The sequence below is a fragment of the Hymenobacter negativus genome (assembly GCF_016056375.1).
Lineage (GTDB): Bacteria > Bacteroidota > Bacteroidia > Cytophagales > Hymenobacteraceae > Hymenobacter > Hymenobacter negativus_A.
In genome coordinates, this window is the sequence record NZ_JAEDAE010000001.1 from 1,028,123 (window position 1) to 1,054,092 (window position 25,970).

Sequence of the window (25,970 nt, forward strand, 5' to 3'; positions counted from 1 at the left end):
TGTCGTTCAACGCCGAGACGCGAAGTGCCGCGTCTCTACATCCTGCTAGCGCGATGTTCCGGCCTGCATAGCCACGGCTGCCCTGTTCTCCACCACCGCTCCGCCCAGAAATTCCTGGTACCAGCGCCCCGAGTCCTTCACAATCCGCTCCTGGGCTTCGTAATCGACGTGGATGAGGCCGAAACGGGGCCCGTAGCCCTCGGCCCACTCGAAATTATCGGTCAGGCTCCAAGCGAAATAGCCGCCCACGTCCACCCCTTCCTGCCGGGCCCGCAGCACCTGGCCGATGGCCGCCTGCAGGTAAGCCCGGCGGGCGACATCGGGGACCCGGCCGTCCGTAGCAACATCCGGGAAGGCTGAGCCACTTTCGGTTACGAGCAGCGTTGGCGCATTTGGGTAAGCGGCGAACTGTTTCAACATGTGGTAAATCGACTCGGGATACACCTCCCAGCCCATGTCGGTGTAGGGCACGCTGCGCTGCTTGGCGGGCACCAGCGCGGCCCACTGCAGCGGCAGCCAGGGCGAGAACTTCACCACCTCGCGGGTATAGTTCTGAATGCCCCAAAAGTCAAAATCGAAGGCCATGCGCTGCTCGTCGCCGGCCTTTTGGTAGCGCTCCAGCAGCCAGCGCAGGGCGGGCAGCTCGGCCGTGGGGTAGCCCAGGCCGAGGGTAGGCTCCACAAAAAAGCGGTTCAGCAGGGCGTCGGCGCGGCGGGTGGCGGCTTCGTCGTAGGCATTGCCGGGCCGGTGCGGCGTGAGGTAGGAGCACGAAAACGTGGTGCCAATTTGGGCCGAAGCAGGCAACGCGGCGCGCAAAACGCGGCCACCTTCGGCCTGGGCCAGCGTGGCGTGGTGGGCCGCCGCCAGAAACGCCCCCAAATGCCGCCGCCCGGGTGCATGGATGCCCAGCAGGTGCCCCGCACCCACAAACACCATGGGCTCATTCAGCACGCACCACTGGGGCACCCGGTCGCCGAGGCGGCGGGCCATGATTTGGGCATAATCGGCAAACCAGCCCACGATGTCGCGGTTGGCCCAGCCGCCGCGCGCCTGCAGGGCGCTGGGCAGGTCCCAATGGTAGAGCGTGAGCATGGGGCGCAGGTCGCGCTCCAGGCAGGCATCCACCAGCCGGTCGTAGAAATCGAGGCCGCGGCGGTTCACGGCCCCGGCGCCATCGGGCAGCACCCGGGACCAGGCAGCCGAGAAGCGGAAGTCCGTCAATCCCAAGCTGCTGGCCAGGTCCAGGTCGGTTTCGTAGCGGTTGTAGAAATCGGCCGCCACCCGCCCGTGCTCGTTGCGCCGGATGGCGCCCTTACGGCGCGTAAAATCGTCCCAGATGCTGGGGCCTTTGCCCTGGTGCTGCCACGCGCCCTCGGTCTGGTAGGCCGCCGCCGAGGCTCCCCACTGAAAATCGGGACCAAAATCGGCCCGCGAAAATGGCAATGGCGCCGAGGCCGGGTAGAAGGCCGCCGGCAGCGGTTCGGAATAGCTGGGGGGAAGTTTAATCATGCGCGGGGCGCGAAGAATTCAGCACGAATGAATTAAGCACGCCACGCGTGACGCTCTTGTTTACGGTGTACCGGCCCAACACCGTTTTCCGGCAATTGCTCCCGCAGCAGTTGCTCAATTACGGCGGCCGTCTGGTCGGGGTAGTCAACGGGAATTACCTGGTCTTGGTGCAGCCACTGGTCCACCTTGTCCAGATTTTTGTCCTTGAAGTTTTTGATGACGGGCACGCCCATTTTTTCCAGGGCGGCGGCGTTGCACTGCTGCTCGTATTGCTGCTTCATGGGCATCACCAGCAGCTTTTTACCCAGGTAGAGCGCCTCGGCCGGAGTTTCGAAACCGGCGCCGCACAGCACACCGGCCGCGCGGGCCAGGCTATCGAGAAACGCCGGGCCGCTCACGGGCCACACCCGCACGTTGCCATATTCGGCGGGCTGCTGGCTGTGCTTGCTGAACACCTCCCAGCGCACGCTGCGGCTGAGGTATTGCAGCCGCTCCACCAGAATTTCTTCCTCGTAGGCCGGCAGGTACACCGTATAGTGTCCCTCGTTGGTCGGGCTCAGCTCGCGCACCTGCTGGCGGATAACGGGCGTAGAAATTTCTGGCGCATACCGCTGAAAATGAAAGCCGTACTGGGCCGTGCTGGGCGCGTAGTGTTTCAGCACGGCGCGTCCTGCCGGGTCTTCGCGGTCGGGGCGCGGGGCGGCGGGGTGCAGCACGGCGCTTTGGTGGCTGAGCGCCACGCAGGGCACGTGCCGCATTTTGCAGGCCCAGCTGCTCACCGGCTCAAAATCACTGATTATCAAATCGTAGCTTTCCACCGGCAGGTGCCGCACCTCGCGCAGGAACCGGGCTGAATTGAACTGCCCGAACGTTTTCACGAAGTTGATGCCGCCCTTTTTGCCGAACACAAACCCCATGCCCTGAGCCTTGTATTTTACCTCAAACGGCAGCGGTAAATCGGCGGGTGGGCCGCTCACCAGCACGTCGAGCTGCTCGCAACGGCTTTGCAGCAGCGGCACCACATCGAGCGCCCGGCTCAGGTGGCCATTGCCGGTACCCTGGATTGCATAGAGAAGTCGGGACATTTATATTTTGAATTATCAGACTGTCATGCTTCGGCTGCGCTCAGCATGACAGTCAATTTCTACATCTTTTACGCCCTAATCTTAAACTCGGCCAACAATCCTTCCAGCAGCTGCGCCGGGTTGGCATCGGCCAGCTCCTCGGCAGCATCGGTGGCATCGGCTTCCGCTGCCTGCTGCATGGCCGGGTCGTCGTTGTAATAATAGAGTTGCCAGCCGGCCTCGGCGGTGTATTCCAGTGCCGTCAGGTTTTCCACCCAATCGCCGGAATTCAGGTAAGTCACCTCCCCTTTTTCAGTATCCAGAGCCTTGATTTCGGGCTGGTGGATGTGCCCGCAGGCCACGTAGCGGTAGCCTTCATCGGCGGCGATGGTGGCGGCCGTTTCCTCAAAATTGCTCACCGCCGCCACCGCCGATTTCACCCGCTCTTTCACCCGCTTGCTCAGCGCCACGCGGGGCCGGCCCAGCTTGGCCAGCCCGTAGTTCACGAAGCGGTTTATCAGAATCAGTAAATCGTAGCCGTGGCCGCCCAGCTTGGCCAGCCAGCGCGAATGCCGCATGGTCACGTCGAACACGTCGCCGTGAAATAGCCAGGTGCTGCCGTGGGGCAAGTCGAGCACCAGCTTGTTATCGAGCCGGAAATTGCCCAGCTTCAGACCGGCAAACTTGCGCAGCAGCTCGTCGTGGTTGCCGGTCAGGTAATGGATTTTCACGCCCTTGGCGGCTAGGCCGGCCAGGTAGCGCACCACCCGCATGTGGGCCGGCGGCCAGTAGTTTTTGCTGAATTGCCAGATGTCCACAATGTCGCCATTCAGCACCAGCACCTGCGGCCGGATGCTCTTGAGGTAGCGCAGCAGCTCGCGGGCGTGGCAGCCATACGTGCCCAGGTGCACATCGGAAATGACGGCCACCTGCACCCGACGCTTGCGGCGGGCAGCGGGCCGGGCGGGAATAATCGGCGGATTTTCGGGCAATGCCATCGTTGCTACGCTCATGCGGCGGCCGACTGCGTGAAACGCCCTCCCCGCGCCGGCCCCACCGAGCGGCGCGGCCGGATGGCCGGCCCCGCCGTGCGCCGGCCAAACTCGCCCCCCAACGCCGAGCGCAGGCTGCCCAGCGTGTGCAACGCATACGCCACCCACAGCGCCATCTGAAACAACTCGTACACGAGCCAGCGCCCCAAACGGCGCAGCCCCGAAATCAATGCCGGGAAGTACATAGCAGGAACGGTTATAACCAGTGAAAATCCTGCTTTCAAAGGTCCCCGGCTACTGTTAATCTTTGATTACGGCCATATTAAGGTTAAATAAAGGCTGATATTAATTACGCAGTCCAATTCTGGCGCGCCAGAATTTCAGGTATTTCGGCCGGGTTTCCGTTTCTTTGTTCACCCAATTTCCGGTAGGCTGACATCGCCTTATTTCATTCCTCATTTTACCGCTTATTATGCAGTTTCTACCCCGTCTGGCCCGCCATTTCTTCGCCGTAGCCCTGCTCCTGCTGTGCGCCGGGGCCGCCCTGGCTCAGCCCACCGGCAAGGCTGCCAAAGGCCGCAGCCGCTACACCTTTGCCCAGCGCGACTCGGAGTCGCCCTACGTTAAGAATCTCACCAAAAACACCGACGAAGAGCAGGACGTCGACGGTTCCTTCACCCGCCTCGGCTACCGCTCCTACACCGACCTGCTGACGGAAATAACCCACCTCAAAAAGCTGCACGACTGGGCCGATACTACCTACCAGCGCCGCGTGGCCGCCATTCCGCCCGGTGGCACGCTCGTGGTCATCGTGCACCGCCAGGGTCCCAAAGGCGTGGAAATGTCCAACCTCACCCTCACCGCTACCGACAAAGCCGGCAAGGAAGTTTTCACCCAAACCCTGGCCCCCGCCACCGGCCGCTTCTTCGGCCGCGACCTCTACCAAGGCAAAGCCGTCATCCCCTTCCCCAGAATGGACCCTCAGGAGCTCAACGTCAGCATCCGCGACGCGAAGCTCTACCAGACGTTTGATTACACGCTGGCGCTGCCGGCGGCTGCCACGGAGTAGGCATTGAATTTATAACTTGGTCACTGCACCGGGGCGGCACTCATAGTAACGAGTTGCCGCCCCGGTGTTTTTTAATAGTGCTTCTACCGCCGCAGCCGCACCCACTGTACGGCAGTTATTGACTTCGCATCACGCAGCGGCTCGGCTACCAGCGCTTCCCAGCTCAGCTCCACCATTTCGATGTTCTCGTTTTCCTCGGCCAGCCCGCCGCCTGCGCCGGGGCGGTGGCTCACTTCGGCGTAGTACACGGTGATTTCCTCGGAGCTGGTGCCCGGCGAGGGCCAGATGCACACGATTTCCTCCAGCTTATCGACCTCGTAGCCCAGCTCCTCGTGAATCTCACGGCGCACAGCCGTTTCGGGGGCCTCGTTGCCATCAATCATGCCGGCGGCAATTTCCAGAATCTCCGCTTCCGGGCCGATGCGGAACTGGCGGGTGAGCACGTACACCTGCCGGGTCGTGTCATAGACCAGCGCGGCCACGGCCCGGCCGGGCGCGAACTGCTCGCGCCGGAGCCGGTGCTCGCCGTCCTGAACGATTAGCTGGTTGACTTTGTAATGGCCATTGAAAACCCGGGTGCGCTCGATAATCTGCATGGTCGGAGTTGTGTGTTGTACCTTTGTTGAAACCAGGGCCGCCGTCGGAGCAGCCCGCTGCCCGGCCGCGTCGGGCAAAGCCCCGCGCCTCGGCTGTCTCCGCGAAGTAAGCGCACCTCACCCCAATTCCTCTTCATTCAGGGAATCTGACGGCCTCCGACGAGCCTTCAAACCCCGCCCACGCCTAGTCTCGTCCGGTGTGGCCATGACCGCCTGTGCAGCCTCGCAGGCTCAACCACGTAATACGCGGACCGCTGTCTGCCAACACGGTACTCAAGTACCCGGTACTAAACCCAACCTATGACGTTTGACGATTTAAACCTGATTGACCCCATTCTCAAAGCCCTCAAAGAAGAAGGCTACACCACCCCTACTCCCATCCAGGAGCAGGCCATTCCCCACGTGCTGGAGGGCAAAGACCTCCTCGGCGTGGCCCAGACCGGCACCGGCAAAACGGCGGCCTTCACCGTGCCCATCCTGCAGGTGCTGCACCGCACCGCCCAGGTTTCGAATCATTCTTCGCGTGCCATCCGCTGCCTTGTGCTCACGCCCACTCGTGAGCTGGCCATCCAAATCAACGAAAGCTTCGGCGCCTACGGCCGCCACCTGAGCCAGATTCGCCACACCGTTATTTTCGGCGGCGTGGGCCAGAACCCGCAGGTGCAGGCCCTCAAGCGCGGCGTGGAAGTACTAATTGCCACGCCCGGCCGCCTGCTCGACCTCATGAACCAGGGCTTCGTGGACCTGCGCCAAATCGAGGTTTTCGTGCTCGACGAAGCCGACCGCATGCTCGACATGGGCTTCATCAACGACATCAAGCGCATCCTGCCCAAGCTGCCCACCAAGCGCCAGACCCTGTTTTTCTCGGCCACCATGCCCGGCCAGATTCAGGAGCTCGCCGCCACCATTTTGCGCCCTAACCCCGTGCGCGTGGCCGTAACGCCCGTCAGCAGCACCGCCGACACGGTGACGCAATCGGTGTACCTAGTGGAGAACAACGACAAGCCCGCCCTGCTCCGCCACATTCTGCAGGACAAGGACATCAAGCGCGTGCTTGTCTTCACCCGCACCAAGCACGGGGCCGACAAAGTGGTGAAAGCCCTCGCCGCCAACCAGATTCAGGCCGAAGCCATCCACGGCAACAAAAGCCAGAACCACCGCCAGCGTGCCCTGTCCAACTTCAAAGCCGGAAGCACCCGCGTGCTGGTGGCTACCGACATCGCCGCCCGAGGCATCGACGTGGACGAGTTGACCCACGTCATCAACTACGAAATCCCCAACGAGCCCGAAACCTACGTGCACCGCATCGGCCGCACCGGTCGGGCCGGTGCTTTCGGTACGGCTTTCTCCTTTGTAGAGGACGAGGAGCGCGCCTACCTGCAGGATATTCAGAAGCTCATCAGCCGCCAGATTGACGTGGAAGCGGAGCATCCGTTCGTGTCGGGCCGCATCAAACCAGTGATGCTGCACGGCAACGAGCGCATCATCCGGCCCAAAGGCCCGGCTGGCCGTCCGGCCCGTGGTCCCCGTGAGGGTGGCAATGGTGGCGGCGGTCGTTCGGGCGGCGGCCAGGGCGGCGGCGGTCGCTCGGGTGGCGGCCGTGGCGGCGACCGCCCCAGCGGCGAGCGTAGCGGCGGTGGCCGTCCCAGCGGCGAGCGCAGCCGGCCGGCCGGCAACGGCCAATCGGATACCGCTCGTCGCTTCGGCAGCGGCGGGGCCCGCGTGAATGTGGGCGGCAACCGCGAAGGCGGTGACATGGGCGGCCGTCGTCGGGGCGATGCCGGCGGCACGCGTCGGGGTTCGTTCTAAGCACGGGCCTTTGGGCCACACCAGACAAACAAAAAGCACAAGGCCCCGGAAAACTTTTTCCGGGGCCTTGTGCTTTTCAAGGCTGATTACTTGCTCGTTCGCGAATTATTCCATCCTCATCATGGCCCAGCCCACGCTCCCCGTTATTCAGGCCCTGCGCGACACGGCCCAGCGCCTCGCCACCCAGGCCCCCTACCAGTGGGGCCACATGGGCAGCTGCAATTGCGGCCACCTCGCCCAAACCGTTACACGCCTCACCAAGGCCGAAATCCACGCCCGGGCCATGCAGCGCTACGGCGACTGGGAGCGGCAGATTACCGATTACTGCCCCACCAGCGGCCTACCCATCGACCAGACCATCGACGAGATGCTGGCCCTCGGCTTCAGCCGCCGCGACCTCACGCACCTCGAGCGCATCTCCGACCCCGCCATCCGGGCCGCCATTCCGTTTGAGCGGCGCGACGCCCTCCGTCACAACCAGCGCGACGATGTAGTGCTCTATCTCCGCACCTGGGCCGACTTGCTGGAGCGCGACTTGTTGGCCGGCATCAGCCTGCCGAGCTTCGACGGCCTGGTGCCAGCTCCGATATTAGCCGCCCGCTGACCATTCCGGCCGCCACGTTCATTGTGGTTGGCAAAACCAAAGGCGCACAAAAAGCCCCCGCCAGATTTTTGGCGGGGGCTTTTTTATTCTTGATTAAGCGCAGCGGCGAAGCCAGCCGCTGACCTTAGTTGCGGGTAACGTTGGAGCGCTGAGCTTCGCGGTATCCCTCGGCACGATGGGCACGTTTGTAAGCGGCATCAGCGGAAGGGTCTTTTTCAGCCTCAGCGGCATCGGGGGCCTGGGCACAAGAGGCCGTCAGGAGCATGGCCGTTGCGGCGGCCAACCAAAGATTCGTGCGGGTCAGTTTCATGCCACGAAGGTAGCCTACGGCCGCCAAACGAACAACCCAACCAGCAGACCATCCACACAGCCTAATGCATTTCGGACTGCCCTTGCGCACTTTCACCCAACAATGAGTTTGGGGAAACAGTCCCCCCGCTCCATTTACAATTGACAACACGCCAGCAAGCCAGCCCAAATGCAACGGTTCCCCTTGCTTACTATGCCTAGCATAGCATCGTGGCATCAGACAGCATTCTACTCAACCGTTGCCGCGCCTTCCAATGACAGTACCATACTCTAAAAATCCATCTCACTATGTTAGTACAAGCGGATTTTGAAGTCAAACCAATATTGCACTTAGCAATGTCATTTATTTTACCTGGGATGTCAACTCCATTAGCAGAAGCATGCAACCCTTCGGTGTAACACCGGTTGTACATCTGCTCAAATAGCTAGAATCAATGGGCTGAAAATTATCAATTCAAGACCTAAAAAATCCATCAATCAATCCAAACTACTACTTCCATTAGCTTAATTTAATTTGTTGATAAACAATTGTTTATGTACGATAAAATCTTTCTATAGGAGCCTTGCCGATCAGCCCTATAAAAGTTAGCAGCCTATACAATCAAATATTGCGGTTCCAAAGAACATTCAGTTTAACCTGGCGGAACCTACAAAAGCATACATGCACCAGCCCCAGACACATGACAAATTGAATAATGATGATACGCTCACACTTCCTAGGTTTAACAATCGGAAGTCTGAAGTCGGCCAGGTTTCAGCAGGTGCGTTCAAGTGAGAGCCCGCCGATAGAGTAATACAAACACCCTACATGGCGCCGCTTTGCTGGCCCGCGTATGTGTTACATACGCCAAATTGAGACCAGCGGGTTCAGGCCTAACGCCCGGCAATGATGGGCAACAACCATCTACAACGAGATGGGAGAATCGAAAACAGCACCACCCTTTGCCTCGGAACCTACTCGGGTTGATAATCGGCAAAGGAACCGTCGCGATAGAAAATTACAATCCGACGGATGGGCTTGTCGCCTCCCGCAAATAGCGCCGAAGCCAATGTTGCCCCCGGCGCTTCATCAGCGGGCACTGATTGAGGGGAAACCGTCTTATCAGCCACCTCGGCCATAGGGGTGGGCATGGGAACGGGTGCAGTATGGGCAGTACCCTGTACCGGAGCTACTGCCGGGCGCCGTTCAGATGGCACCGCCAACGGCTGGGATGGGGTAGTAGTAGTATCCGGAAGTTGGGGCAACGCCTCCAAAACGGCGGCATTGCCTACAAAGCGCTTGGGCATAACCCGTCCGCGACTCGAATCAGGCACATTGGCAGGCAGTGGCACTGGCTTGGGCGAAGCGCTTGCAACATTTTCTTTTTCAGTGGTTTTACTACCTGAAACAGGCGCCTTTGGGGCCTCGACAACAGCCTCAACAACTGTTTTGCGGCGCTCCTCAGCCCTAACAGGTGCTGGCGTAGCAGCCACGGCTGGCATAACTGGTGTTATTGCTTCCACTGACGGCACGGGAGGCACCGCCGCAGTATGGGCACCGTCAGCAGCCAGCATAGGTCCGGTCCCGTTGAGCAGCCATGGCATGGCCAAATCGGGCATAGCAGCCAGAATGCGTTGGACGACCTCAAGACTAGGCTTGTTGCGCCCGGATAGAATGTGGCTGACGATGGGCCGCGCCACGCCGATAACATCCGCAAACTGCGTAGGCGTAAGCTGCCGGCTTTCTAAAAGGGTTCTGATGCGCTCAACCATAGTCATTATTTTAGTTACAAATGTAGCGCATGAAATCAAGTGGGTCTAAAAGCAACTTAAAAACCTGTGATTACAATTGTATTTAAACGAACCAATAACATTTGTTTACATCTGTAACACTTTAATAATCTACTTGCCTCAAATCACTCGAAAAACAAATGTAATCAGAGCAAATACTGTGAATACCGTAACTCTCATACGTCTGGATTAATACTGGCAACAATGCGTTACTCTCCTAGATTACTGTCTGGCGTAATGTTTCTGCAGCCCAACGATGAGTTATTGTCAGCTTGGTTCAAACGCTTGATTCGGCCTATTCTCCCCGTAACATCGACATAAAAAAAGGCCCCATAACCTCCTCGGTTACCGGGCCTTTTGGGTCATCAACTCCCCACGCAGGGGGGCTGAAGTGACGGCATTTTGGCTAGTCGAAGTATTCGCGGGCGAGCTTTTTATCCAGCCCGTAGATGTCGTCGCGGAAGTGCGGGTGGCCGGCGGCATCGGCCCAGGCCGTGAAGTAGACCAGGTAAACGGGCAACTTTTCCTTGAGGGTGATATACTTTTCGTGGCGGGTAGCGATGGAGTCTAGGATGGTGGCCTGGTTCCATTCGGGCCGGTCGCGCAGCAAGTAGGTGGCCAGTTTGATGGGCTCGGAAAGGCGCACGCAGCCATGGCTAAAGCTGCGGTTGCTCTGCGAAAACAGCTCGTCGTGGGGCGTGTCGTGCAGGTAAATATCGTTCGAATTGGGGAAGATAAACTTCACATCGCCCAGGTCATTCTTGGGTCCGGGCCGGCGGCGCAGCGTGTATTTGAACGTCTCCTGCGTCACGTTGGCCCAGTCGACCGAGGCCGGGTCCACTACGGTAGCTTTGCGGCCGTAGCCTTTCACCACCTCCATATCGAGACGGTCGAGGTAGTTGGGGTTTGCCACGAGTTTTTCCCGCAGCTCATTATCGATGATGCTGAACGGCACGTTCCAGTAAGGTGCCAGCACCACGTACTCCATTTTGTCGCTAAAGACCGGGGTTTCGTGCAGCACTTTGCCCACGATAACGCGCATGTTGAAGGCCTCCTTGTTGGCTTCGATGACGTGCAGTGTGAACTCGGGAATGTTCACGAGGAGGTAGTTTGGCTCGAACTTTTTGGGCAGCCAGCGCCAGCGCTCCATGTTCAGAATAAGCTGGTCGATGCGCGTACCGATGGGCACGTTGAGCTGCTTCAGCGTCTCGCCGCTAACGATGCCAGTCGGCTTCAGTCCGGCATCCTGCTGAAATAATTTGACGGCCTGCACCAGTTCTGGGTCGTAAACCTGCGCAGCCGGCGCAGCGGCGGCCGGGGTGCCGGGCTGGTTGGGAGCCGGAGCGGGCGCGCTGGCGGCGGCTCCACCGGCACTATCGAGCAGGCGCTTGCGCAGGGCGGCGACGGCCGGCGAGGTGGCACCGGGTTTCAGGTTGAGGGTAGCTGGCAGGGTGGGCCAGCCACCGGCGCGTTCCTGAGCGCGATAGGTAGCCAGCGCCTTTTTCAGCTGGTCGTACTCGGGGTGAAGAGGCGCAAACTCGTAGTAGTTGTAACGGCTTTTACGCTCGCCCAAAAAGGTAAGCAGGGCCTTATTGAGCTTGATTTTATTGGGCTTGACCAGCCAGGAAGTGTCTTTTTTATCGTGCGGGTTGGCCACGCCCCGGTAGTAGTCGTTGGCCCACTTCATGTACGTTCCGGTCAGAGCAATGTCTACCTGGCGCTCCAGCGCATTGCGGCGCACGGAGTCGCCCCGAACCTTTTCCAGTTCAGCTAGCATTTTGGATATGTCCTTAACCTGGTAATCTTTAGGGTTAAGTCCTTCATTGCCAGCTTTAGCAATAATATCCTCGAGGGTCTTGACGCGGGCCACCGGCTGGTGGTCCTTAAACCACCCCAACTTGAAGCCCCGCTCCCGGTAAAAGCGACGCGCCGGGAGCAGCTGCGCCTTGAACTTGGGCTCGGCCTGAAAAGCTTTGATGACTTCCGTGCTATCAAGCAGGGGCTGGGGGCCGGCCACAGTGGTCGCCGCTGAAGAGTCGGCCACCGTTTGTCCGGCAGTCTGGTTCTGCGAGTCGGATGAGCCGCAGGAAGCAAGGGTAGTGCTGCCGAGGGCCGCCATCAGAAGCAGCCACAGCAGGGAAGTAATTCGAAGGAGAAAATTCATTGAAGGGAATAAAGCGGGCGAAAAACAACTCCGACCGTGGCCGGAGGTTGGGCGTTGTACTGCCGGGCTGCTGGCAGGGTTGCGCCGGGCCGCCCGCGGGCAGTCCGGTTGCAAAGTACGCCATTGCGGGGCACAGCATGTTGCTGTAGGGCCGTAATCGTGCCAATTCCAGGCAAAAATTTCTGTTCCGTAAGCAAGGTCGGCCCGGATAGCTTTGTTTACCGGGTGGAGCCGGCTTCCGGAAGCCCTTCCGTGGCAGTTAAATTCCGCTTCCGGGTCCAATCTCCCAGCCTGGTTGTTATTTCGGCCCGACGCTTAGCGAAGCCCTGGATGGCACGGCGCTCCGATATCCGTCCCGGTCTTTCTGAATTTCTCTTCATCATTTCCCGCATGGCCTCTCTCGCATCCGACTTCTTACCCACTGTCCTCCCCATCGACCCACATAGCCACGCAGGCAACAGTCCGGTGCGGGTGCGCCACCTCGCCTTGGCTCTGACCGTTGACTTCGACCAGCGCACCCTGGCCGGCACCGCCACCTGGCACCTCGCCAATCCCGGGGCGGCAGCCGAACTCGTGCTCGACACCCGCGACCTGACTGTCGAAACCGTGGAGGCTATCGACGCCGCAGGCCTAGCCACACCCACTGATTTCACCTTGGGCTCGCCCGATGCCATATTAGGCCAGGCGCTGCGCGTGGTCCTGACGCCTGCAACCGCGGCCGTCCGCATCCAATACCGGACGGCCCCGCACGCGGCGGCTTTACAGTGGCTGAAACCGGAACAGACGGCGGGCACCGAACCGTTTCTTTTCACGCAGTCGCAGGCCATTCTGGCGCGCACCTGGCTGCCGTGCCAGGACTCGCCGGGCATTCGCTTCACTTACGAAGCCACAGTGCGCGTGCCCGCCCACCTGCTGGCGCTGATGAGCGCCGAGAACCCGCAGGAGCGCAGCCCTACCGGCGAGTACCGCTTCCACATGGCGCAGCCCATTCCGGCCTACCTCATGGCGCTGGCGGTGGGCGACCTGGCCTTTGCCCCGCTCAGCGGCCGCACCGGCATCTATGCCGAGCCGGCCACGCTGCCGGTGGCCACCCACGAGTTTGCCGACCTCGAAAACATGGTGGCTGCCGCCGAGCAGCTGTACGGGACTTACCGCTGGGAACGGTACGATTTGCTGGTGCTGCCCCCCTCCTTCCCCTTCGGGGGCATGGAAAACCCTCGGTTAACATTTGTAACACCCACCATCCTTGCTGGTGACCGCAGCCTGACCAGTCTGGTGGCCCACGAGCTGGCCCACTCCTGGTCGGGCAACCTCGTTACAAATGCAACGTGGAATGATTTCTGGCTGAACGAGGGATTTACGGTCTATTTCGAGCGCCGCATCATGGAACATTTGTATGGCCCCGAATACGCCGACATGCTCCAGGTACTGGGCCGGGCGGCGCTGCATCACACCATCGAAGAAATTGGCGCGGCTAGTCGCGATACCCATCTACACCTGGCCCTGGCCGGCCGCGACCCCGACGAAGGCCTCACCGAGATTGCCTACGAGAAAGGCTGCGCCCTGCTCCTGACGCTGGAGTCGCTCGTCGGCCGGCCCCGGCTCGATGCCTTTATTAAGGAGTACTTCGCCCGCTTCAGTTTTCAGGCAATGGACACCGCGAGCTTCCTGCACTACCTCCGCGCCGAGCTGCTGGACCAGGAGCCCGGCCTCGAAGCTCGCCTGAACCTGGCCGCCTGGGTCGACGGCCCCGGACTCCCGCCCAACGCGCCGACGCCAACTTCGGAGCGGTTCGCCAAAGTCGACCAGGTGCTGGCCCGTCTGGAAGCCGGCACCGCACCGGCCGACCTCCTCCCGCCCACCACCGGGTGGAGCAGCCATGAGTGGGTTCATTTTCTGCACCGCCTCTCCCCGACCCTAGCCGCTGAGCAATTGGCGGCACTGGATGCGACCTTCCATTTAACCACCTCCGGCAATGCCGAAATTCTGACCGCCTGGTTTCCGCACACGTTGCGGGCCGGCTACGCGCCGGCCGGCGAAGCCGTGAAAAAATTTCTGCTTCACGTAGGCCGTCGCAAATTTGTGGTGCCGCTCTACCAGGCCCTGCTGGCCACGCCCGATGTCCCGGCGCGAGCCCACGCCATCTATACCGAAGCCCGGCCCAACTACCACTCCGTGACCACCGGCACTCTTGATGCCCTGCTGGCCACCCGGGCCGAGCGTCATTAATCCCCATCCGGCCCGAACTTTGCCTCGGACCTGGTGCCGGGCTACCGTCCGGCCGTTTCGTTTTTGCATCACTCCGTAATCTCCGCCATCCGTTGAAAACCATCATTCCGCTCGGCAAGCTCATCGCCGTGGGCGGCAACGAGGACAAGGGCACCTACCCCAACCCCCGGACCCGCCGCAAGTATTACCTCAACTTTTTCGAGTTGGGCATCCTGAAGCGCATTGTGCTCGAAACCGGCAAAACCGACCCGCGCATTGAAGTCGTGACCACCGCCTCCATGATTCCGGAGGAAGTAGGACCAATTTATACCGGTTCCTTTGCCATGCTCAACTGCCTAAACGTGGGCATCATGGACATTCGCACGCCCGAGGACGCCCGCCAGCCCGAGTACCTGGAGCGCCTGCTGGCCGCCGACGTGGTCATGTTTTCGGGCGGCAATCAGTCGCGCCTGCGCGAGATGTTCGGCGAAACCGACTTCCTCGACCGCATGATTCAGCGCTACTACGCCGAGCCGAATTTTGTGATTGCCGGCACCAGCGCCGGGGCCATGGCCATGTCGCACCACATGATTCGGGGCGGCTCGGTGCCCGATGCCCTGCTGAAAGGGGCCGTGAAAATGGGCACCGGCCTGGGCCTGCTGCCCGCCGCCATCATCGACTCGCACTTTGTGAAGCGCGGCCGTTTTGGCCGGCTCATCGAGTCGGTGGCGCTGCACCCCAAGCTCATTGGCATTGGCTTGGGCGAGGACACCGGCGTGCTCATCACCGAAGGCAACCTGGTCGAAACCATTGGTTCTAACCTGGTTATCATCATGGACGGCCACAACATCCAGCACAACAACGCTGCCGCTGCCAAAAAGGGCACCGTGCTTTCCATCGAAAACGTGACCATGCACGTCCTGGCCAAAGGCAACGTGTACAACATGCGCGAGCGGAAATTCTACCCCAGCAAAGATGTACTGGCCCCCGCCGTGGCCCCAAGCGTGGCGATTGATGTTACGCCCGCTACATAAAGCCTGCTGGAGTTCACTCAAAAAAGCCCGCTCATTACGCAAATGAGCGGGCTTTTACTTTCTACTCCGGCTGTGTTGCGCCGCTGTGCCAATAGCTACTCCTTATAAATAGCCACCAGCGCCTCCCCTCCCTCAACGCGGCTGGCGCGGTACATGCCATCCGAATTGAATGGCAGCGTAATGTTCCCGGCTGCGTCTACTGCAATCAATCCGCCTTCCCCGCCCACCGGCGCAAGCTTGTCCTGCACCACAATCCGGGCGGCCTCTTCCAGCGATAATCCCTTGTATTCCATCAGACAAGCCACGTCGTAAGCCGCCACGGCGCGGATAAAATACTCCCCGTTGCCCGTGCAGCTGATGGCGCAGCGCGCATCGGCCCAGGTGCCGGCCCCAATGAGGGGCGTGTCGCCGATGCGGGAGTAGCGTTTGTTGGTCATGCCGCCGGTGCTGGTGGCAGCGGCCAGGTGGCCGTGCTGGTCGCGGGCCACGGCCCCTACGGTGCCCTTTTTCCAATTCGGGTCCGCCACGCCCACAAAGGTGTCGGGCTCATCGAGCGGCGCTACCGGAGCCGGGCGGGCCTGGCTGTGGTCGAGGCGCATGCGGCCTTCGCGCAAGGCTTCCTGCAATTGATTGTAGCGGTGCTGGGTGAAGAAATACTCCGTGGGCTGCAGCGGCAGGCCGTACTCAAGCGCCAACTCATCGGCGCCAGGATAGCCCAGTAGTACGTGCTCGGTTTTTTCCATCACCAGCCGCGCCGCCCGAATGGGATTTTGCACCTGCCGCACACCGGTCACGGCGCCGGCTAGTTTGTTGTGGCCGCTCATGAGGGCGGCGTCCATTTCGTGATGGCCGTCGTGGGTGAACACGGCCCCGCGCCCGGCGTTGAACAGCGGGCAGTCTTCGAGGCTGCGCACGGCGGCTTCCACGGCATCGAGGGCAGCGGCGCCGTCGCGTAGCAGGTTGTAGCCCGTGCTCAGGGCTGCATCGAGGGCGGCACGATAGAGCAGTTCATCGGCGGGTGAAAGCGAAGCGCGGGCAATGGTGCCGGCACCGCCGTGGATGGCAAGGGCGAACATATATTATAAGGAGTAAGAAAGTCGGGAGAAATACGCCCGCAAAGGTAGCCGGAGGGAACGGCGGCGGGGCCGCTTGCGTTTTTTTTCGTAGGTTTGATGTTCAAGTCTACACATACAAAAACACCCCATTTTTATGGCATACGACGTAACCGGCCGGCTGCACGAAATATTTGACGAACAGCAGGTAAGCGAAAAGTTTCGCAAGCGCGAGTTCGTGTTGGAAGTCCAGGACGGCCAGTATCCGCAACATATTAAATTTCAGCTGACGCAGGATAAAGTTAGCCTCGTTGAATCCTTCAAAATGGGCGACGAAGTGAAAGTAACTTTCGACCTGCGCGGCCGTGGCTTCAACAAAAACGGCCAGATGCTGTACTTCACCAACCTGGAAGCCTGGAAAATTGAGCCCGCCGGCGCTGCCAACTACGGCGGTGGTGGCCAGCAGCAGGCGGCCCCCCGCCCCGCTGCCCAGAACCAGAACCCCACGCTGCGCGCTCAGCCTTCGGCCGCACCCATCGCCAGCGACGACGACAACGACCTGCCCTTCTAAGGCCAGCCATTTGTGCCGCTAGCACAGCTACTGGCCTACGTTTTCAAAAATGCCGCTTCCATGTGTTGGAAGCGGCATTTTTTATGCGCGCTTTACGTATAATGTTGCATGGATTTACACGAGCTGATAGCACGGGGCGAGGGCGAGGCGCTGGAATTCAAGCAGAAAACCACGCACCCGCACCGCATTTCGCGCACCCTGGTTTCGCTGGCCAATACCCGGGGCGGGCAGGTGCTGGTGGGCGTAGATGATGCCGGCCGCATCCTGGGCGTGCGCGATGCCGAGGAAGAATTATTCGTGTTGCGCGATGCCGCCGCAAACTACATTGCCCCGCCCCTGGCCGGCCTGCACTTCCACGAAGTAGAAGAAGAAGGCCGCACGGTCCTCATCGTGACCGTGCCCGAAAGCCCCCGCAAACCCCACCGCGCCCAGGTAGCCCCCAACGACTGGCGCGGCTACGTGCGCGTGCGCGACGCCAGCGTGCAAACCAGCGGCCTCACTGAGAAAGTACTGGAACGCCAGCAGCCTGAATCCCGCTTCGAGCAAATTCCGCTCAACAAGCAGGAGCTGGCCGTTATCGACTACCTGAAAACCCATCCCCGCATCACCCTGGCTCAGTTCATGAAGCTGGTGAATTTTGGCAAGCGCCGCGCTTACCAGACACTCATAAAGCTGGTGCTACACGGCTACATCCGGCACCACGACAAGGAGAAAGAGCCATACTATACCGTCTGAACTACGGATTCATGCGAATTTTTCGGATTCCACGGATTTTGTGGACGGCTTTTTTTGCCGATTGTATGAGTGCGCTTCCAAAACCAAAAGGCCCTGCTCGGTGAGCAGGGCCTTTTGGTTTCGTTTTTTAGAATTACGCAGTCTACGAAATTCGTGAAATCCGAAAAATCCGCAGGAATCCGTGGTTCAGACAGTCTATTCCTGCTTGCGGGCACGGGCAACTTTTTTCTCCTCTTTCTCCGCTTTCTTTTCCTTCATGGTTTTAGCGGGCTCTTTCTTTTTCTCTTTGCGGGCGTCTTGGGCTTTGGCCATGGTTGAAAAGAAGTTTAGGTGAGGGGTTAGGTTTCGGGGATTTCAACGCACGGCCGGGCCGGCGCGTTGTGGTGAGCGAAGGTAGAAGTTTTACCGAAAATCGCCTACAAAATGGGCAAATACCGCTCGCGAATGATGTTAAGGTGGTGCCGCTCATGGCCGGGCACAATGTAGAGCAGCGCCCGCACCGTGGCTGGCCCGCCGTTGGCCGTGCCCCGCCGGTCCAGTTGCTCTTCAGTGAAGCTATCGAACAAGGCCACGGTGGCCGCGCGAGTCGCATCGTACTCGGCCAGCAGGCTCACGATGGAACGGGCGTTGGCCCCGCTGTGTGCCACGTAGTCGTCCTGCTCGAATCCGGGCAGATTCTGGCCATCGTTGCGGGCAAAACGCATGGCGCGGTAGGCAAATACGCGCTCAGAATCAATCTGATGCAGCAGCATTTCTTTGAGGCTCCACTTTCCGGGGGCATAGGCTTTTTCGGCCTGTTCTTCGCTCAGGTCCGCAAAAACAGCGTGAATTTCGGCGGGTTGGGCGCGCAGCACTTCGCGCGGGTCGGCATCAGCCGGCACTAAGTTGATGTAGCCGGCGGCGTAAGGCAGGAAGTCGCCATCGGCAGGGCGGGTTAAGGACATAGGAGCGGGGTTTGGGTGAGTGGCAAGGGATAACGCGGTCGGCAGGGGTTGCCCGGCGGCACTTTCGGAAGTTTGGAGGACCAACGCGGCGGCAGCTGGCACGACCGGCGGAGCCGAAGGCGTCAGAATAGCAGGCGCCAGCTTCGGGTCGAGTTGCAGGCGCACCACCGGCAGCGGAGCGGGAAGCACGGACGGGCCTGCCACCGGCCCAAACGCCCAAATCAGAAAATCAGGCATTACCCGGCCCCAAGTGTCGGGATGATGGTGGCCGCCTTCTACCTGCACGTAGCGCAGGGCTTTCTGGACATCTAATCCACAGGCTATCAATTCGTCTATCAAATCCAGGCAGTCTTCTACCGAATCGATAACGCCGTTTTCGTTGCGGTCGCCGCGTTCATCCAGCGTGCCCACCTGCAACCAGAACCGGTGGCTGGGGTGCAGGCCCCCGGCCCGCACCAGGCCGTGCATTATGCGGTCGGCGGGCGTGTAGCCGGCCCCCACGGCCCTCTGTCGCCACCAGAACGAGCCCGAAAACACCCCGGCCCGCGCAAACGCCTCTGGGTGGTGCCACACCAAATCGAACGCCGACAGACCGCCGAGCGAAAAACCGGCCATCACCGCCTCGGCCGGACTAGCCGAAGCTTGATAATTGGCTTGGGCAAAGGGCAACAGCTCTTCCAGCACAAACTGGGCATACGCCCCGGCCAGGCTGCCCCGGCCGTTGAAATCGGGGTGGCCGGCGGTGCCATACTCCTGCACCCGCAGCTCGTTGGCGTGCATTCCGACTACTACAAAGGGCCGCACTGCCCCTTGGGCATACAGCGCATCGAGGGTGGCTTGCAGGTGGAGACGCTCAAAATCCTGCCCATCGTTGAGGTACAGCACCGGATAGGGAGCATCGGCGGCCAGGCGTGCCGGCGGCAGCAGAATGCTCAATTCTACTTGCCGCTCCAAAAAGCTGGACGGTAGCACTTCCCGGCAAAGGCGGGTGCTAACGGATGATATTATGGGGCTGGTGGAGTCTGCAAGCATCAAACAAAGTAACACCGCCCGGTTGGAATGAGCTTCTTAATCAAATTAAAACCGGATAAATGCAGCCGGTCCATGATTTCTTTGCTAGTTTGCCGCACCGCTCTTCAACCATTTCCCCGCCCTTCTTTCCCCCCATCCCGTGCAGGAACAACACCGCCGCTTTTACTCGCACCACCTCGGCCAGGATATTGATATGCTGGTTTTTGGCACCTGGGGCTACCCGGTGGTCATCTTTCCCACCTCCGGCGGCCGCGAATATGAGGCCCGCGACTTCAAGCTCATCGAGGCCGCCCGCCCGCTGGTGGAAGCCGGCCGGGTCAAGCTTTTCTGCATCGATAGCATCGACCAGCATTCTTGGTACGCCAAGCACCTGGAGCCGCGTATTCGGGTTCAAAACCACGTTTTTTACGACCAGTTTCTGAGCGAGGAGCTCGTGCCCATGCTCCAGCGGGAGTGTCATGTCGACAAGATTGCCGTGGCCGGCTGCAGCTTCGGCGGCTTCCACGCGCTCAATTTTGCCTTTCGCCACCCCAACCAGGTGGCGCACTTATTTACGATGGGCGCCGCCTTCGATATCCGTCAGTTCGTGGACGGCTACCACGACGACAACGTGTATTATAACAACCCGCCCGAATACCTGCCGGGCGCGTACAACGAGCATTTTCAGTGGATGAACATCATTCTGGGCACTGCCGAGCATGATTTCTGTAAAGAGGCCAACTTCCAGATGGCCCGCCTGCTCAGCGAAAAAGGCATCCATTACACCCTGGACGTGAAGCCGTTCGGCAACCACGACTGGCCCGTGTGGCGCGAAATGTTTCCCCAGTATTTAGCTACTATCGGCTAAGTCTTCCCCTTCCGACTCCCCAATTCTTCACCCCAGAAAACGCACCAAACACCCCAACCTATGAAAAAAATTGGCATCCTCTTCGGGCAGGAAAACACGTTTCCGCAAGCCTTCGTCGACCGCGTGAACCAGAAAGCCGTGGACGGCATCACGGCCGAGTTTGTGAAGATTGAGCAGGTAGAGCAGGCCGTGCCCTGCGGCTACGACGTCATCCTCGACCGCATTTCGCAGGACGTGCCGTTTTACCGCGCCTACCTGAAAAACGCGGCCCTGACTGGCACGGCCGTTATCAACAACGCCTTCTGGTGGAGCGCCGACGAAAAGTTTTTCAACAACGCCCTGGCCGTGCAATTGGGCGTGCCGGTGCCCAAAACGCTGCTATTGCCCAGCAAGGCCCGCCCCGATGACACCACCGAAAACTCGTTCCGCAACCTGGCTATGTTCAGTTGGGAGCGGGCATTCGAACGCATTGGTTTTCCGGCCTTCATGAAACCCCACTCCGGCGGCGGCTGGAAAAGCGTATATAAAGTAGACAACCCCGAGGAAGCTTGGCGCGCCTACGACGAAACCGGCCAGCTGGTGATGCTCTACCAGGAAGCCATTGATTTTGATGACTATTTCCGCTGCTACTGCCTGGGCGGCAAGCACGTCCTCATCATGCCCTACGAGCCGCGCAACGCCCCCCACGAGCGTTACCAGACCACCATGAAAACCCAGGGCGAGGCCGGCCAACAGCTCCTCGACACCATTAAGGACTATACCCTGCGCCTGTGCCAGGGCCTGGGCTACGACTTCAACACCGTGGAATTTGCCGTGCGCGGCGGGGTGCCCATCGCCATCGACTTCGGTAACCCCGCCCCCGATGCCGATATCAACTCTGTTGGTGCGGAGAACTTTGAGTGGGTAGTAGAGCACGCCGCGCTGCTGGCCATTGAGCGCGCCCAAGCCAATAAAGCGGGCAAAACCAACCTCACCTGGGGCAGCTTCGTGCAGGACTCGGTGGGGGCCGCCCCCGCAAAACGCTACACTGGCCGAGGCGACGTGCAGGTAGGCCAGGCCGTGACCGAGACCAACGACCTGGGTGCCACCGGCGCGCCTAAACCTGCCGCCAAAAAAGCCGCGCCGAAAAAAGCTGCCAATGCCCCCAAGCCCGTGCCACCCACCGGCGAAGTGCCCGTAGCAAAAGCTCCGGCCGCCAAAAAAGCCACCGCGCCCAAAGCTCCGGCCGCCAAAAAACCCGCTGCTAAAAAGGCTTAACAGCCTCCCCGCCAGTTAGCCGCGCCCCCTTCCGGGCGCGGCTATTCTTGTCTTTGTCTTCCTGCTTCCAGTCGCTCCATCCATGCCCACCCCCGTGTTTACCCTCGGCATCGAGGAAGAATTTCAGACCATTGACCCGGAAACCCGGGAGCTTCGCTCGCACCTCTCCCAAATCGTCGAAAACGGCAGAATCACGCTCCATGAGCAGGTGAAGGCCGAAATGCACGAGGCCGTGGTGGAAGTAGGCACCAATATCTGCCAGAATATTGGCGAGGCGCGCACCGAAGTACTGCACCTGCGCCGCCAGGTAATTGAGCTGGCCGACCGGCAGGGCCTGAAAATTGGGGCGGCCGGCACGCACCCGTTTTCGCGCTGGCAGGACCAGCCCATCACGCCCGATGTGCGCTACGATAAAATAGTGGAGGAATTGCAGGAAGCGGCCCGCTCCAACCTCGTTTTCGGGATGCACGTCCACGTCGGCATCGAAAACCGCGAAATGGGCGTTTACATGATGAATACGCTGCGGTATTTCCTGCCGCATTTGTTCGCCCTCAGCACCAACTCCCCGTTTTGGGAAGGGCGCGAAACCGGCTATAAGTCATTCAGAACAAAAGTCTTCGAACGCTTTCCGCGCACCGGCATTCCCGGCTTTTTCCATAGCGCCAGCGACTATGATGAGTTTATCGCGCTGTTGGTAAAAACCGGCTGCATCGACAACGGCAAGAAAATCTGGTGGGACGTGCGCCTGCACCCCTTCTTCGATACCATCGAGTACCGCATCTGCGACATGATGATGCGCGCCGACGAAACCATTGCCGTAGCCGCCATCATGCAGGCCCTGGTGGCTAAAATTTATAAACTTAAAGCCCAGAACCTCAATTTTCGCATCTACCGGAGCGCCCTCATCAAGGAGAATAAGTGGCGCGCCGCCCGCTACGGCCTCGATGGCAACATGATTGATTTTGGGATTCAGGAGGAGGTGCCCACCCGCAAGCTCATCCTGGAGCTACTCGATTTCATTGACGACGTGGTGGACGACCTCGGCAGCCGCCACGAAGTGGAATACGTACTGAAAATGATGGAGATGGGCACCGGCGCCGACCGTCAGCTCAAGGTTTTCCGCGAAACCGGCGACCTGAGCAAGGTAGTCGACTACATTCTCGCCGAAACTACATTCGGCCTGTAGCTGATTTATCTTTGCCTTCGCAACGCCAGCCTTCCGGTTGGCGTTGTTTATTTTTAAGCTCGGCCCTGGCTTGGCTTTTTTCTATTTTTTGGTTGCAAAAGCCTATTTAATTGCTACTATATGGAAGCTATTCGCATTGCGATTCTGGATATGTATGATAATGCCCGCAACGAAGGAATGCGTTGCATTCGGCAGTTGCTCGCGCGGAGCGCGGAGGAAAACGGCGCCCGATTTCGCGTCGACACCTTCAACGTCCGGGCTGAAAACGAGTTGCCCGGTTTGGGTTACGATATTTATATTTCGAGCGGTGGCCCCGGTAGCCCGCTGCCTTCTGATGAGCCATGGGAACCCCGCTACTTCCAGCTGATTGACTCAATATTTGCTCATAATCAGGTAAATGAGCAGAAAAAGCATGTGTTATTGATTTGCCACTCGTTCCAACTGGTGAGCCGCCATTTGGGCGTGGGCACCATTAGCCGGCGCAAATCAACTTCGTTTGGCGTGCTCCCGGTGCATTTCACGCCGGCCGGCGCGGCCGAGCCCACCCTCCGGGGACTAGCCGACCCGTTTTACGTCGTCGATTCCCGCGATTATCAATTGGCAGACCTGAACCTGCCGCGCATTGAGGAATTAGGGGCCAAAATTCTGTGCCTGGAAAAAGAGCGGCCCCACGTGCCCCTGGCCCGCGCCGTGATGGCCATCCGCTTTTCGCCGGAAGTATTCGGCACCCAATTCCACCCCGAGGCCGACGGCGAGGGCATGCTGCGCTACATGCTCACCGACGAACGTAAGCAACAGGTAATCAACACCTATGGCGAGGCTAAATACCACGAAATGGTGCGCTTGCTGGCCGACCCGGACACGATTGAATACACCGAATCCATCATTCTGCCTACTTTCTTGCGTCGTGCGTTAGTCCAATTGGGCCAGCTCACGGCTGCTTAATTTCTGCTCGTATTCAGCTGCTCCTTTGCTTATGATTCCTGAGTACCGCCACCGCTACAACGCCGCTTTCACAACCGCGAAATATCAGGAAATGCTGGCCGATATCAACCAGCAATTTCCCGGGCAACTAGACTTTCGGGTGGCCGAGACGCCGGTATTTATTCCGGCTGATTTACGAGACAAATTAATTGCCGCTGGCGAATCAATTATCGACGTAATTCAGCAGGAAAATTTCAAGGAATTAACCGAGGGGGCAATCCCCGCGCACCAGCGCGTGCCCGGTGAGGAAGGGCGGCCCGAATTTCTGACTTTTGACTTTGCCGTGTGCCGCAACGCCACCGGCAACCTGGAGCCCCAGTTGATTGAGATGCAGGGGTTTCCTTCACTCTATGCCTTTCAGGCCTGGTTACCTGGCATCTTTGAAAGGCATTTCCCTATTCCCAACTCCGTTTCTGCTTTTCTCAATTCGCCGGATGTCGCTGATTACCGCGAGGAAATGCGTCGTTTTTTACTTGGCGACGAAGCACCGGAGAACGTTATTCTTTTAGAAATTTTCCCTGAAAAGCAAAAGACTCGGATTGATTTCATTTTAACGAAAGAATTTTGGGGAATTGATGCTGTTTGCCTTACCAAAATTCGCAAAAATGGCCGTCAATTATTCTATGAAAAAGACGGGCGTCAAATTTCAATTAAGCGAATTTATAACCGCGTTATTTTTGACGAATTAGAGCGTTATCCGGACTTACCCGGCGAGTTTCATCTGACCAATGATGTGGATGTAGTTTGGGTGGGCCATCCCAACTGGTTTTTCCGCGTTAGCAAATACACGTTGCCGCTGCTCAGCGGGCCATTTGTGCCGCCTAGTTTCTACCTGCACGAGCTAAATTCCTACCCTACCGACCTGGAAAACTACGTGCTCAAGCCCCTGTTTTCCTTTGCCGGGGCCGGTGTGCGCCTGCACGTCACGGCCGCCGATTTGGATGCCATCACCGATAAGGAGCATTACTTATTGCAACGGAAGGTTCAGTACGAACCCGTGGTGCAATCGCTTGACGGACTGGTGAAATGCGAAATCCGGCTGCTCTATGTCTGGCATCCCGACCAGGCGCGGCCTACGCTGGTTTGTGGCCTGAGCCGCCTGAGCCGGGGCGAGATGATTGGGGTAGATTTTAATAAAAACAAAGACTGGGTAGGTGGCACTACGCCGCTTTTCGAGCGTTAGCGCCGCTGGCGTGGGATGAAGCCCACATGAACAACAGGGAGTCATTGCGCGTAAAGCCCGTCCAACCCCCCTTCACTCGCATTAGCATGCCCATGTCTCCGCTGGCCGAAAAAGGCCTCAAAATATCCAAAAACGCCCTTTTCAACGTCTTCATTGGTCGCGCTACCAAGCTACTGGGCAAGCCATTCAAGGTAGTCACCATCCTGAACGAAACAGCGGATAAGCTGGCCAGCAAGGATAGCAAAGACAATAAATTCAAGCAACTGTTCGACGTAGCCCTGACGCTGGTGCGGCTGGTGCGGGCCTTCGTTAGCGGTGCATACCGCGACATTTCCACCAGCACCGTGATTTCGGGCCTGGCCGTGCTGCTCTACGTGCTATCGCCCATCGACCTGGTGCCTGATTTTATTCCGGTGATTGGCTTTCTGGACGATTTGAGCTTGATTGGCTGGTTTGTGGGCAAATTCCAAGATGAAATTCTCAAATTTCGGGAGTGGGAGCAAACCGGTGCCCGGTCCGCCGATGGCAGCGCTAGTCCGGATGCTGCCGCCGAGCCTGCCCGGGGCGACCAGGCCCAGCCCAGCGTGGCCGAGCTGGGGCATTCGTAAATTGCCTTTTGCCGTGGAAGCCTCAGCGCCGGCTGGGGCTTTTTTCGTTGTGCTGCTGTCTGGCCTCGCTTCGTCAGTTTTCGGTTGCTTCCATTAATTTTAGCAAGGTCCACCCCCCGCCGCTGTGCCGCTCCGCCCGTATGCCGACTTTTGTAGTAACCCTCCGCCTACCCGATGCCTTTAATGAGGAATTTATCGCCGTTATTCCGCGGCATCGTGATTTCATCAACCGCCTGCTGAACGAAAAAATTGTGGAATCATACGCCATCAGCAGCGACCGGAGCCGGGGCTGGGTCACCGTGAACGGCGAAGATGCCGCCGCCGTTCAGGCCCTCGTCGAACGGTTTCCGCTCTATCGTTTCCTGCGCGGCGTGGAAATTGATGAGCTGTTCATTTTCGACAGTACCGCTTCGCGTTTCCCCCACATCAACCTCAATTAATGC

24 protein-coding genes are annotated in these 25,970 nt (G+C 59.3%); 14 read left to right on the forward strand and 10 right to left on the reverse strand.

Annotated features, from left to right (window positions below):
- Window positions 1–45 precede the first annotated feature (45 nt).
- The 4 genes from I7X13_RS04460 to I7X13_RS04475 all read right to left on the reverse strand — a co-directional run bounded on the left by I7X13_RS04460 (window position 46) and on the right by I7X13_RS04475 (window position 3,810).
- Window positions 46–1,509, reverse strand: coding sequence for a GH1 family beta-glucosidase (locus I7X13_RS04460; RefSeq protein ID WP_198074499.1), 1,464 nt, complete (start codon window positions 1,507–1,509; stop codon window positions 46–48).
- A 32-nt stretch (window positions 1,510–1,541) separates the two neighbouring features.
- Window positions 1,542–2,594, reverse strand: a complete 1,053-nt coding sequence (locus I7X13_RS04465) for a glycosyltransferase family protein (RefSeq protein ID WP_198074500.1) — start codon at window positions 2,592–2,594, stop codon at window positions 1,542–1,544.
- Window positions 2,595–2,662: 68 nt separating this feature from the next.
- Window positions 2,663–3,586: a UDP-2,3-diacylglucosamine diphosphatase gene (locus tag I7X13_RS04470; RefSeq protein WP_233454652.1), complete on the reverse strand. Its 924-nt coding sequence runs from the start codon at window positions 3,584–3,586 to the stop codon at window positions 2,663–2,665.
- Complete coding sequence (locus I7X13_RS04475) at window positions 3,583–3,810, reverse strand: hypothetical protein (RefSeq protein ID WP_198068728.1); 228 nt, start codon at window positions 3,808–3,810, stop codon at window positions 3,583–3,585. The genes I7X13_RS04470 and I7X13_RS04475 overlap by 4 nt, the downstream gene beginning before the upstream one ends.
- Window positions 3,811–4,037: 227 nt before the next feature.
- Between I7X13_RS04475 and I7X13_RS04480 the strand changes: the two genes are divergently transcribed.
- Window positions 4,038–4,634: a hypothetical protein gene (locus I7X13_RS04480; protein ID WP_198074502.1), complete on the forward strand. Its 597-nt coding sequence runs from the start codon at window positions 4,038–4,040 to the stop codon at window positions 4,632–4,634.
- Window positions 4,635–4,717: 83 nt separating this feature from the next.
- Here the strand turns inward: I7X13_RS04480 and I7X13_RS04485 are convergent, their stop codons facing one another.
- Entirely contained in the window at window positions 4,718–5,230 is a 513-nt protein-coding gene (locus tag I7X13_RS04485; RefSeq protein WP_198074503.1) for an NUDIX domain-containing protein, read from the reverse strand.
- A gap of 300 nt (window positions 5,231–5,530) precedes the next feature.
- On the opposite strand from I7X13_RS04485, the gene I7X13_RS04490 reads away from it, so the two are divergent.
- Both I7X13_RS04490 and I7X13_RS04495 read left to right on the forward strand, forming a co-directional pair.
- The gene (locus tag I7X13_RS04490) at window positions 5,531–7,039 is read left to right on the forward strand and encodes a DEAD/DEAH box helicase (RefSeq protein ID WP_198074504.1); all 1,509 of its coding nucleotides are present in this window, start codon (window positions 5,531–5,533) and stop codon (window positions 7,037–7,039) included.
- 121 nt (window positions 7,040–7,160) lie between these two features.
- Entirely contained in the window at window positions 7,161–7,643 is a 483-nt protein-coding gene (locus tag I7X13_RS04495; protein ID WP_198074505.1) for a hypothetical protein, read from the forward strand.
- 124 nt (window positions 7,644–7,767) lie between these two features.
- On the opposite strand, the gene I7X13_RS04500 is transcribed toward I7X13_RS04495, so the two are convergent.
- From I7X13_RS04500 to I7X13_RS04510, 3 genes are all read right to left on the reverse strand, one after another.
- On the reverse strand, window positions 7,768–7,953 hold the full coding sequence (locus tag I7X13_RS04500; RefSeq protein WP_198068736.1) for a hypothetical protein: 186 nt from the start codon (window positions 7,951–7,953) through the stop codon (window positions 7,768–7,770).
- 953 nt (window positions 7,954–8,906) lie between these two features.
- On the reverse strand, window positions 8,907–9,710 hold the full coding sequence (locus tag I7X13_RS04505; RefSeq protein WP_198074506.1) for a helix-turn-helix domain-containing protein: 804 nt from the start codon (window positions 9,708–9,710) through the stop codon (window positions 8,907–8,909).
- Between the two features lie 418 nt (window positions 9,711–10,128).
- Window positions 10,129–11,886 carry a L,D-transpeptidase family protein gene (locus I7X13_RS04510; RefSeq protein ID WP_198074507.1) on the reverse strand — a complete coding sequence of 586 codons (1,758 nt, stop codon included), beginning with the start codon at window positions 11,884–11,886 and terminating at the stop codon, window positions 10,129–10,131.
- A 390-nt stretch (window positions 11,887–12,276) separates the two neighbouring features.
- Between I7X13_RS04510 and I7X13_RS04515 the strand changes: the two genes are divergently transcribed.
- Window positions 12,277–14,115 carry a M1 family metallopeptidase gene (locus tag I7X13_RS04515; protein WP_198074508.1) on the forward strand — a complete coding sequence of 613 codons (1,839 nt, stop codon included), beginning with the start codon at window positions 12,277–12,279 and terminating at the stop codon, window positions 14,113–14,115.
- Window positions 14,116–14,207: 92 nt separating this feature from the next.
- The gene (locus tag I7X13_RS04520) at window positions 14,208–15,128 is read left to right on the forward strand and encodes a cyanophycinase (protein WP_198074509.1); all 921 of its coding nucleotides are present in this window, start codon (window positions 14,208–14,210) and stop codon (window positions 15,126–15,128) included.
- Window positions 15,129–15,223: 95 nt separating this feature from the next.
- Here the strand turns inward: I7X13_RS04520 and I7X13_RS04525 are convergent, their stop codons facing one another.
- A complete protein-coding gene (locus I7X13_RS04525) occupies window positions 15,224–16,204 on the reverse strand; it encodes an isoaspartyl peptidase/L-asparaginase family protein (protein WP_198074510.1) in 981 nt (326 codons plus the stop codon).
- 133 nt (window positions 16,205–16,337) lie between these two features.
- On the opposite strand from I7X13_RS04525, the gene I7X13_RS04530 reads away from it, so the two are divergent.
- Window positions 16,338–16,751 carry a DUF3127 domain-containing protein gene (locus I7X13_RS04530; RefSeq protein ID WP_198068742.1) on the forward strand — a complete coding sequence of 138 codons (414 nt, stop codon included), beginning with the start codon at window positions 16,338–16,340 and terminating at the stop codon, window positions 16,749–16,751.
- Between the two features lie 108 nt (window positions 16,752–16,859).
- Window positions 16,860–17,486, forward strand: a complete 627-nt coding sequence (locus I7X13_RS04535; protein WP_198074511.1) for an AlbA family DNA-binding domain-containing protein — start codon at window positions 16,860–16,862, stop codon at window positions 17,484–17,486.
- 416 nt (window positions 17,487–17,902) lie between these two features.
- Here I7X13_RS04535 and I7X13_RS21405 read toward each other — a convergent pair whose 3' ends face one another.
- Window positions 17,903–19,402 carry an alpha/beta hydrolase-fold protein gene (locus I7X13_RS21405; RefSeq protein WP_317191521.1) on the reverse strand — a complete coding sequence of 500 codons (1,500 nt, stop codon included), beginning with the start codon at window positions 19,400–19,402 and terminating at the stop codon, window positions 17,903–17,905.
- A 199-nt stretch (window positions 19,403–19,601) separates the two neighbouring features.
- Here I7X13_RS21405 and I7X13_RS04550 point away from each other — a divergent pair, with 199 nt between their 5' ends.
- The 7 genes from I7X13_RS04550 to I7X13_RS04580 all read left to right on the forward strand — a co-directional run bounded on the left by I7X13_RS04550 (window position 19,602) and on the right by I7X13_RS04580 (window position 25,967).
- On the forward strand, window positions 19,602–20,309 hold the full coding sequence (locus tag I7X13_RS04550) for an alpha/beta fold hydrolase (RefSeq protein WP_198068744.1): 708 nt from the start codon (window positions 19,602–19,604) through the stop codon (window positions 20,307–20,309).
- A 60-nt stretch (window positions 20,310–20,369) separates the two neighbouring features.
- Window positions 20,370–21,566 (forward strand): ATP-grasp domain-containing protein, encoded by a 1,197-nt coding sequence (locus I7X13_RS04555; RefSeq protein WP_198074512.1) that lies wholly within the window; start codon window positions 20,370–20,372, stop codon window positions 21,564–21,566.
- Between the two features lie 82 nt (window positions 21,567–21,648).
- On the forward strand, window positions 21,649–22,752 hold the full coding sequence (locus tag I7X13_RS04560; RefSeq protein ID WP_198068746.1) for a carboxylate-amine ligase: 1,104 nt from the start codon (window positions 21,649–21,651) through the stop codon (window positions 22,750–22,752).
- 120 nt (window positions 22,753–22,872) lie between these two features.
- Entirely contained in the window at window positions 22,873–23,697 is an 825-nt protein-coding gene (locus I7X13_RS04565; protein ID WP_198074513.1) for a type 1 glutamine amidotransferase, read from the forward strand.
- A 31-nt stretch (window positions 23,698–23,728) separates the two neighbouring features.
- On the forward strand, window positions 23,729–24,919 hold the full coding sequence (locus I7X13_RS04570) for a hypothetical protein (RefSeq protein WP_198074514.1): 1,191 nt from the start codon (window positions 23,729–23,731) through the stop codon (window positions 24,917–24,919).
- A gap of 86 nt (window positions 24,920–25,005) precedes the next feature.
- The gene (locus tag I7X13_RS22015; RefSeq protein WP_394368573.1) at window positions 25,006–25,527 is read left to right on the forward strand and encodes a YkvA family protein; all 522 of its coding nucleotides are present in this window, start codon (window positions 25,006–25,008) and stop codon (window positions 25,525–25,527) included.
- A gap of 140 nt (window positions 25,528–25,667) precedes the next feature.
- The gene (locus I7X13_RS04580) at window positions 25,668–25,967 is read left to right on the forward strand and encodes a YciI family protein (protein WP_198068754.1); all 300 of its coding nucleotides are present in this window, start codon (window positions 25,668–25,670) and stop codon (window positions 25,965–25,967) included.
- Window positions 25,968–25,970: the final 3 nt, after the last annotated feature.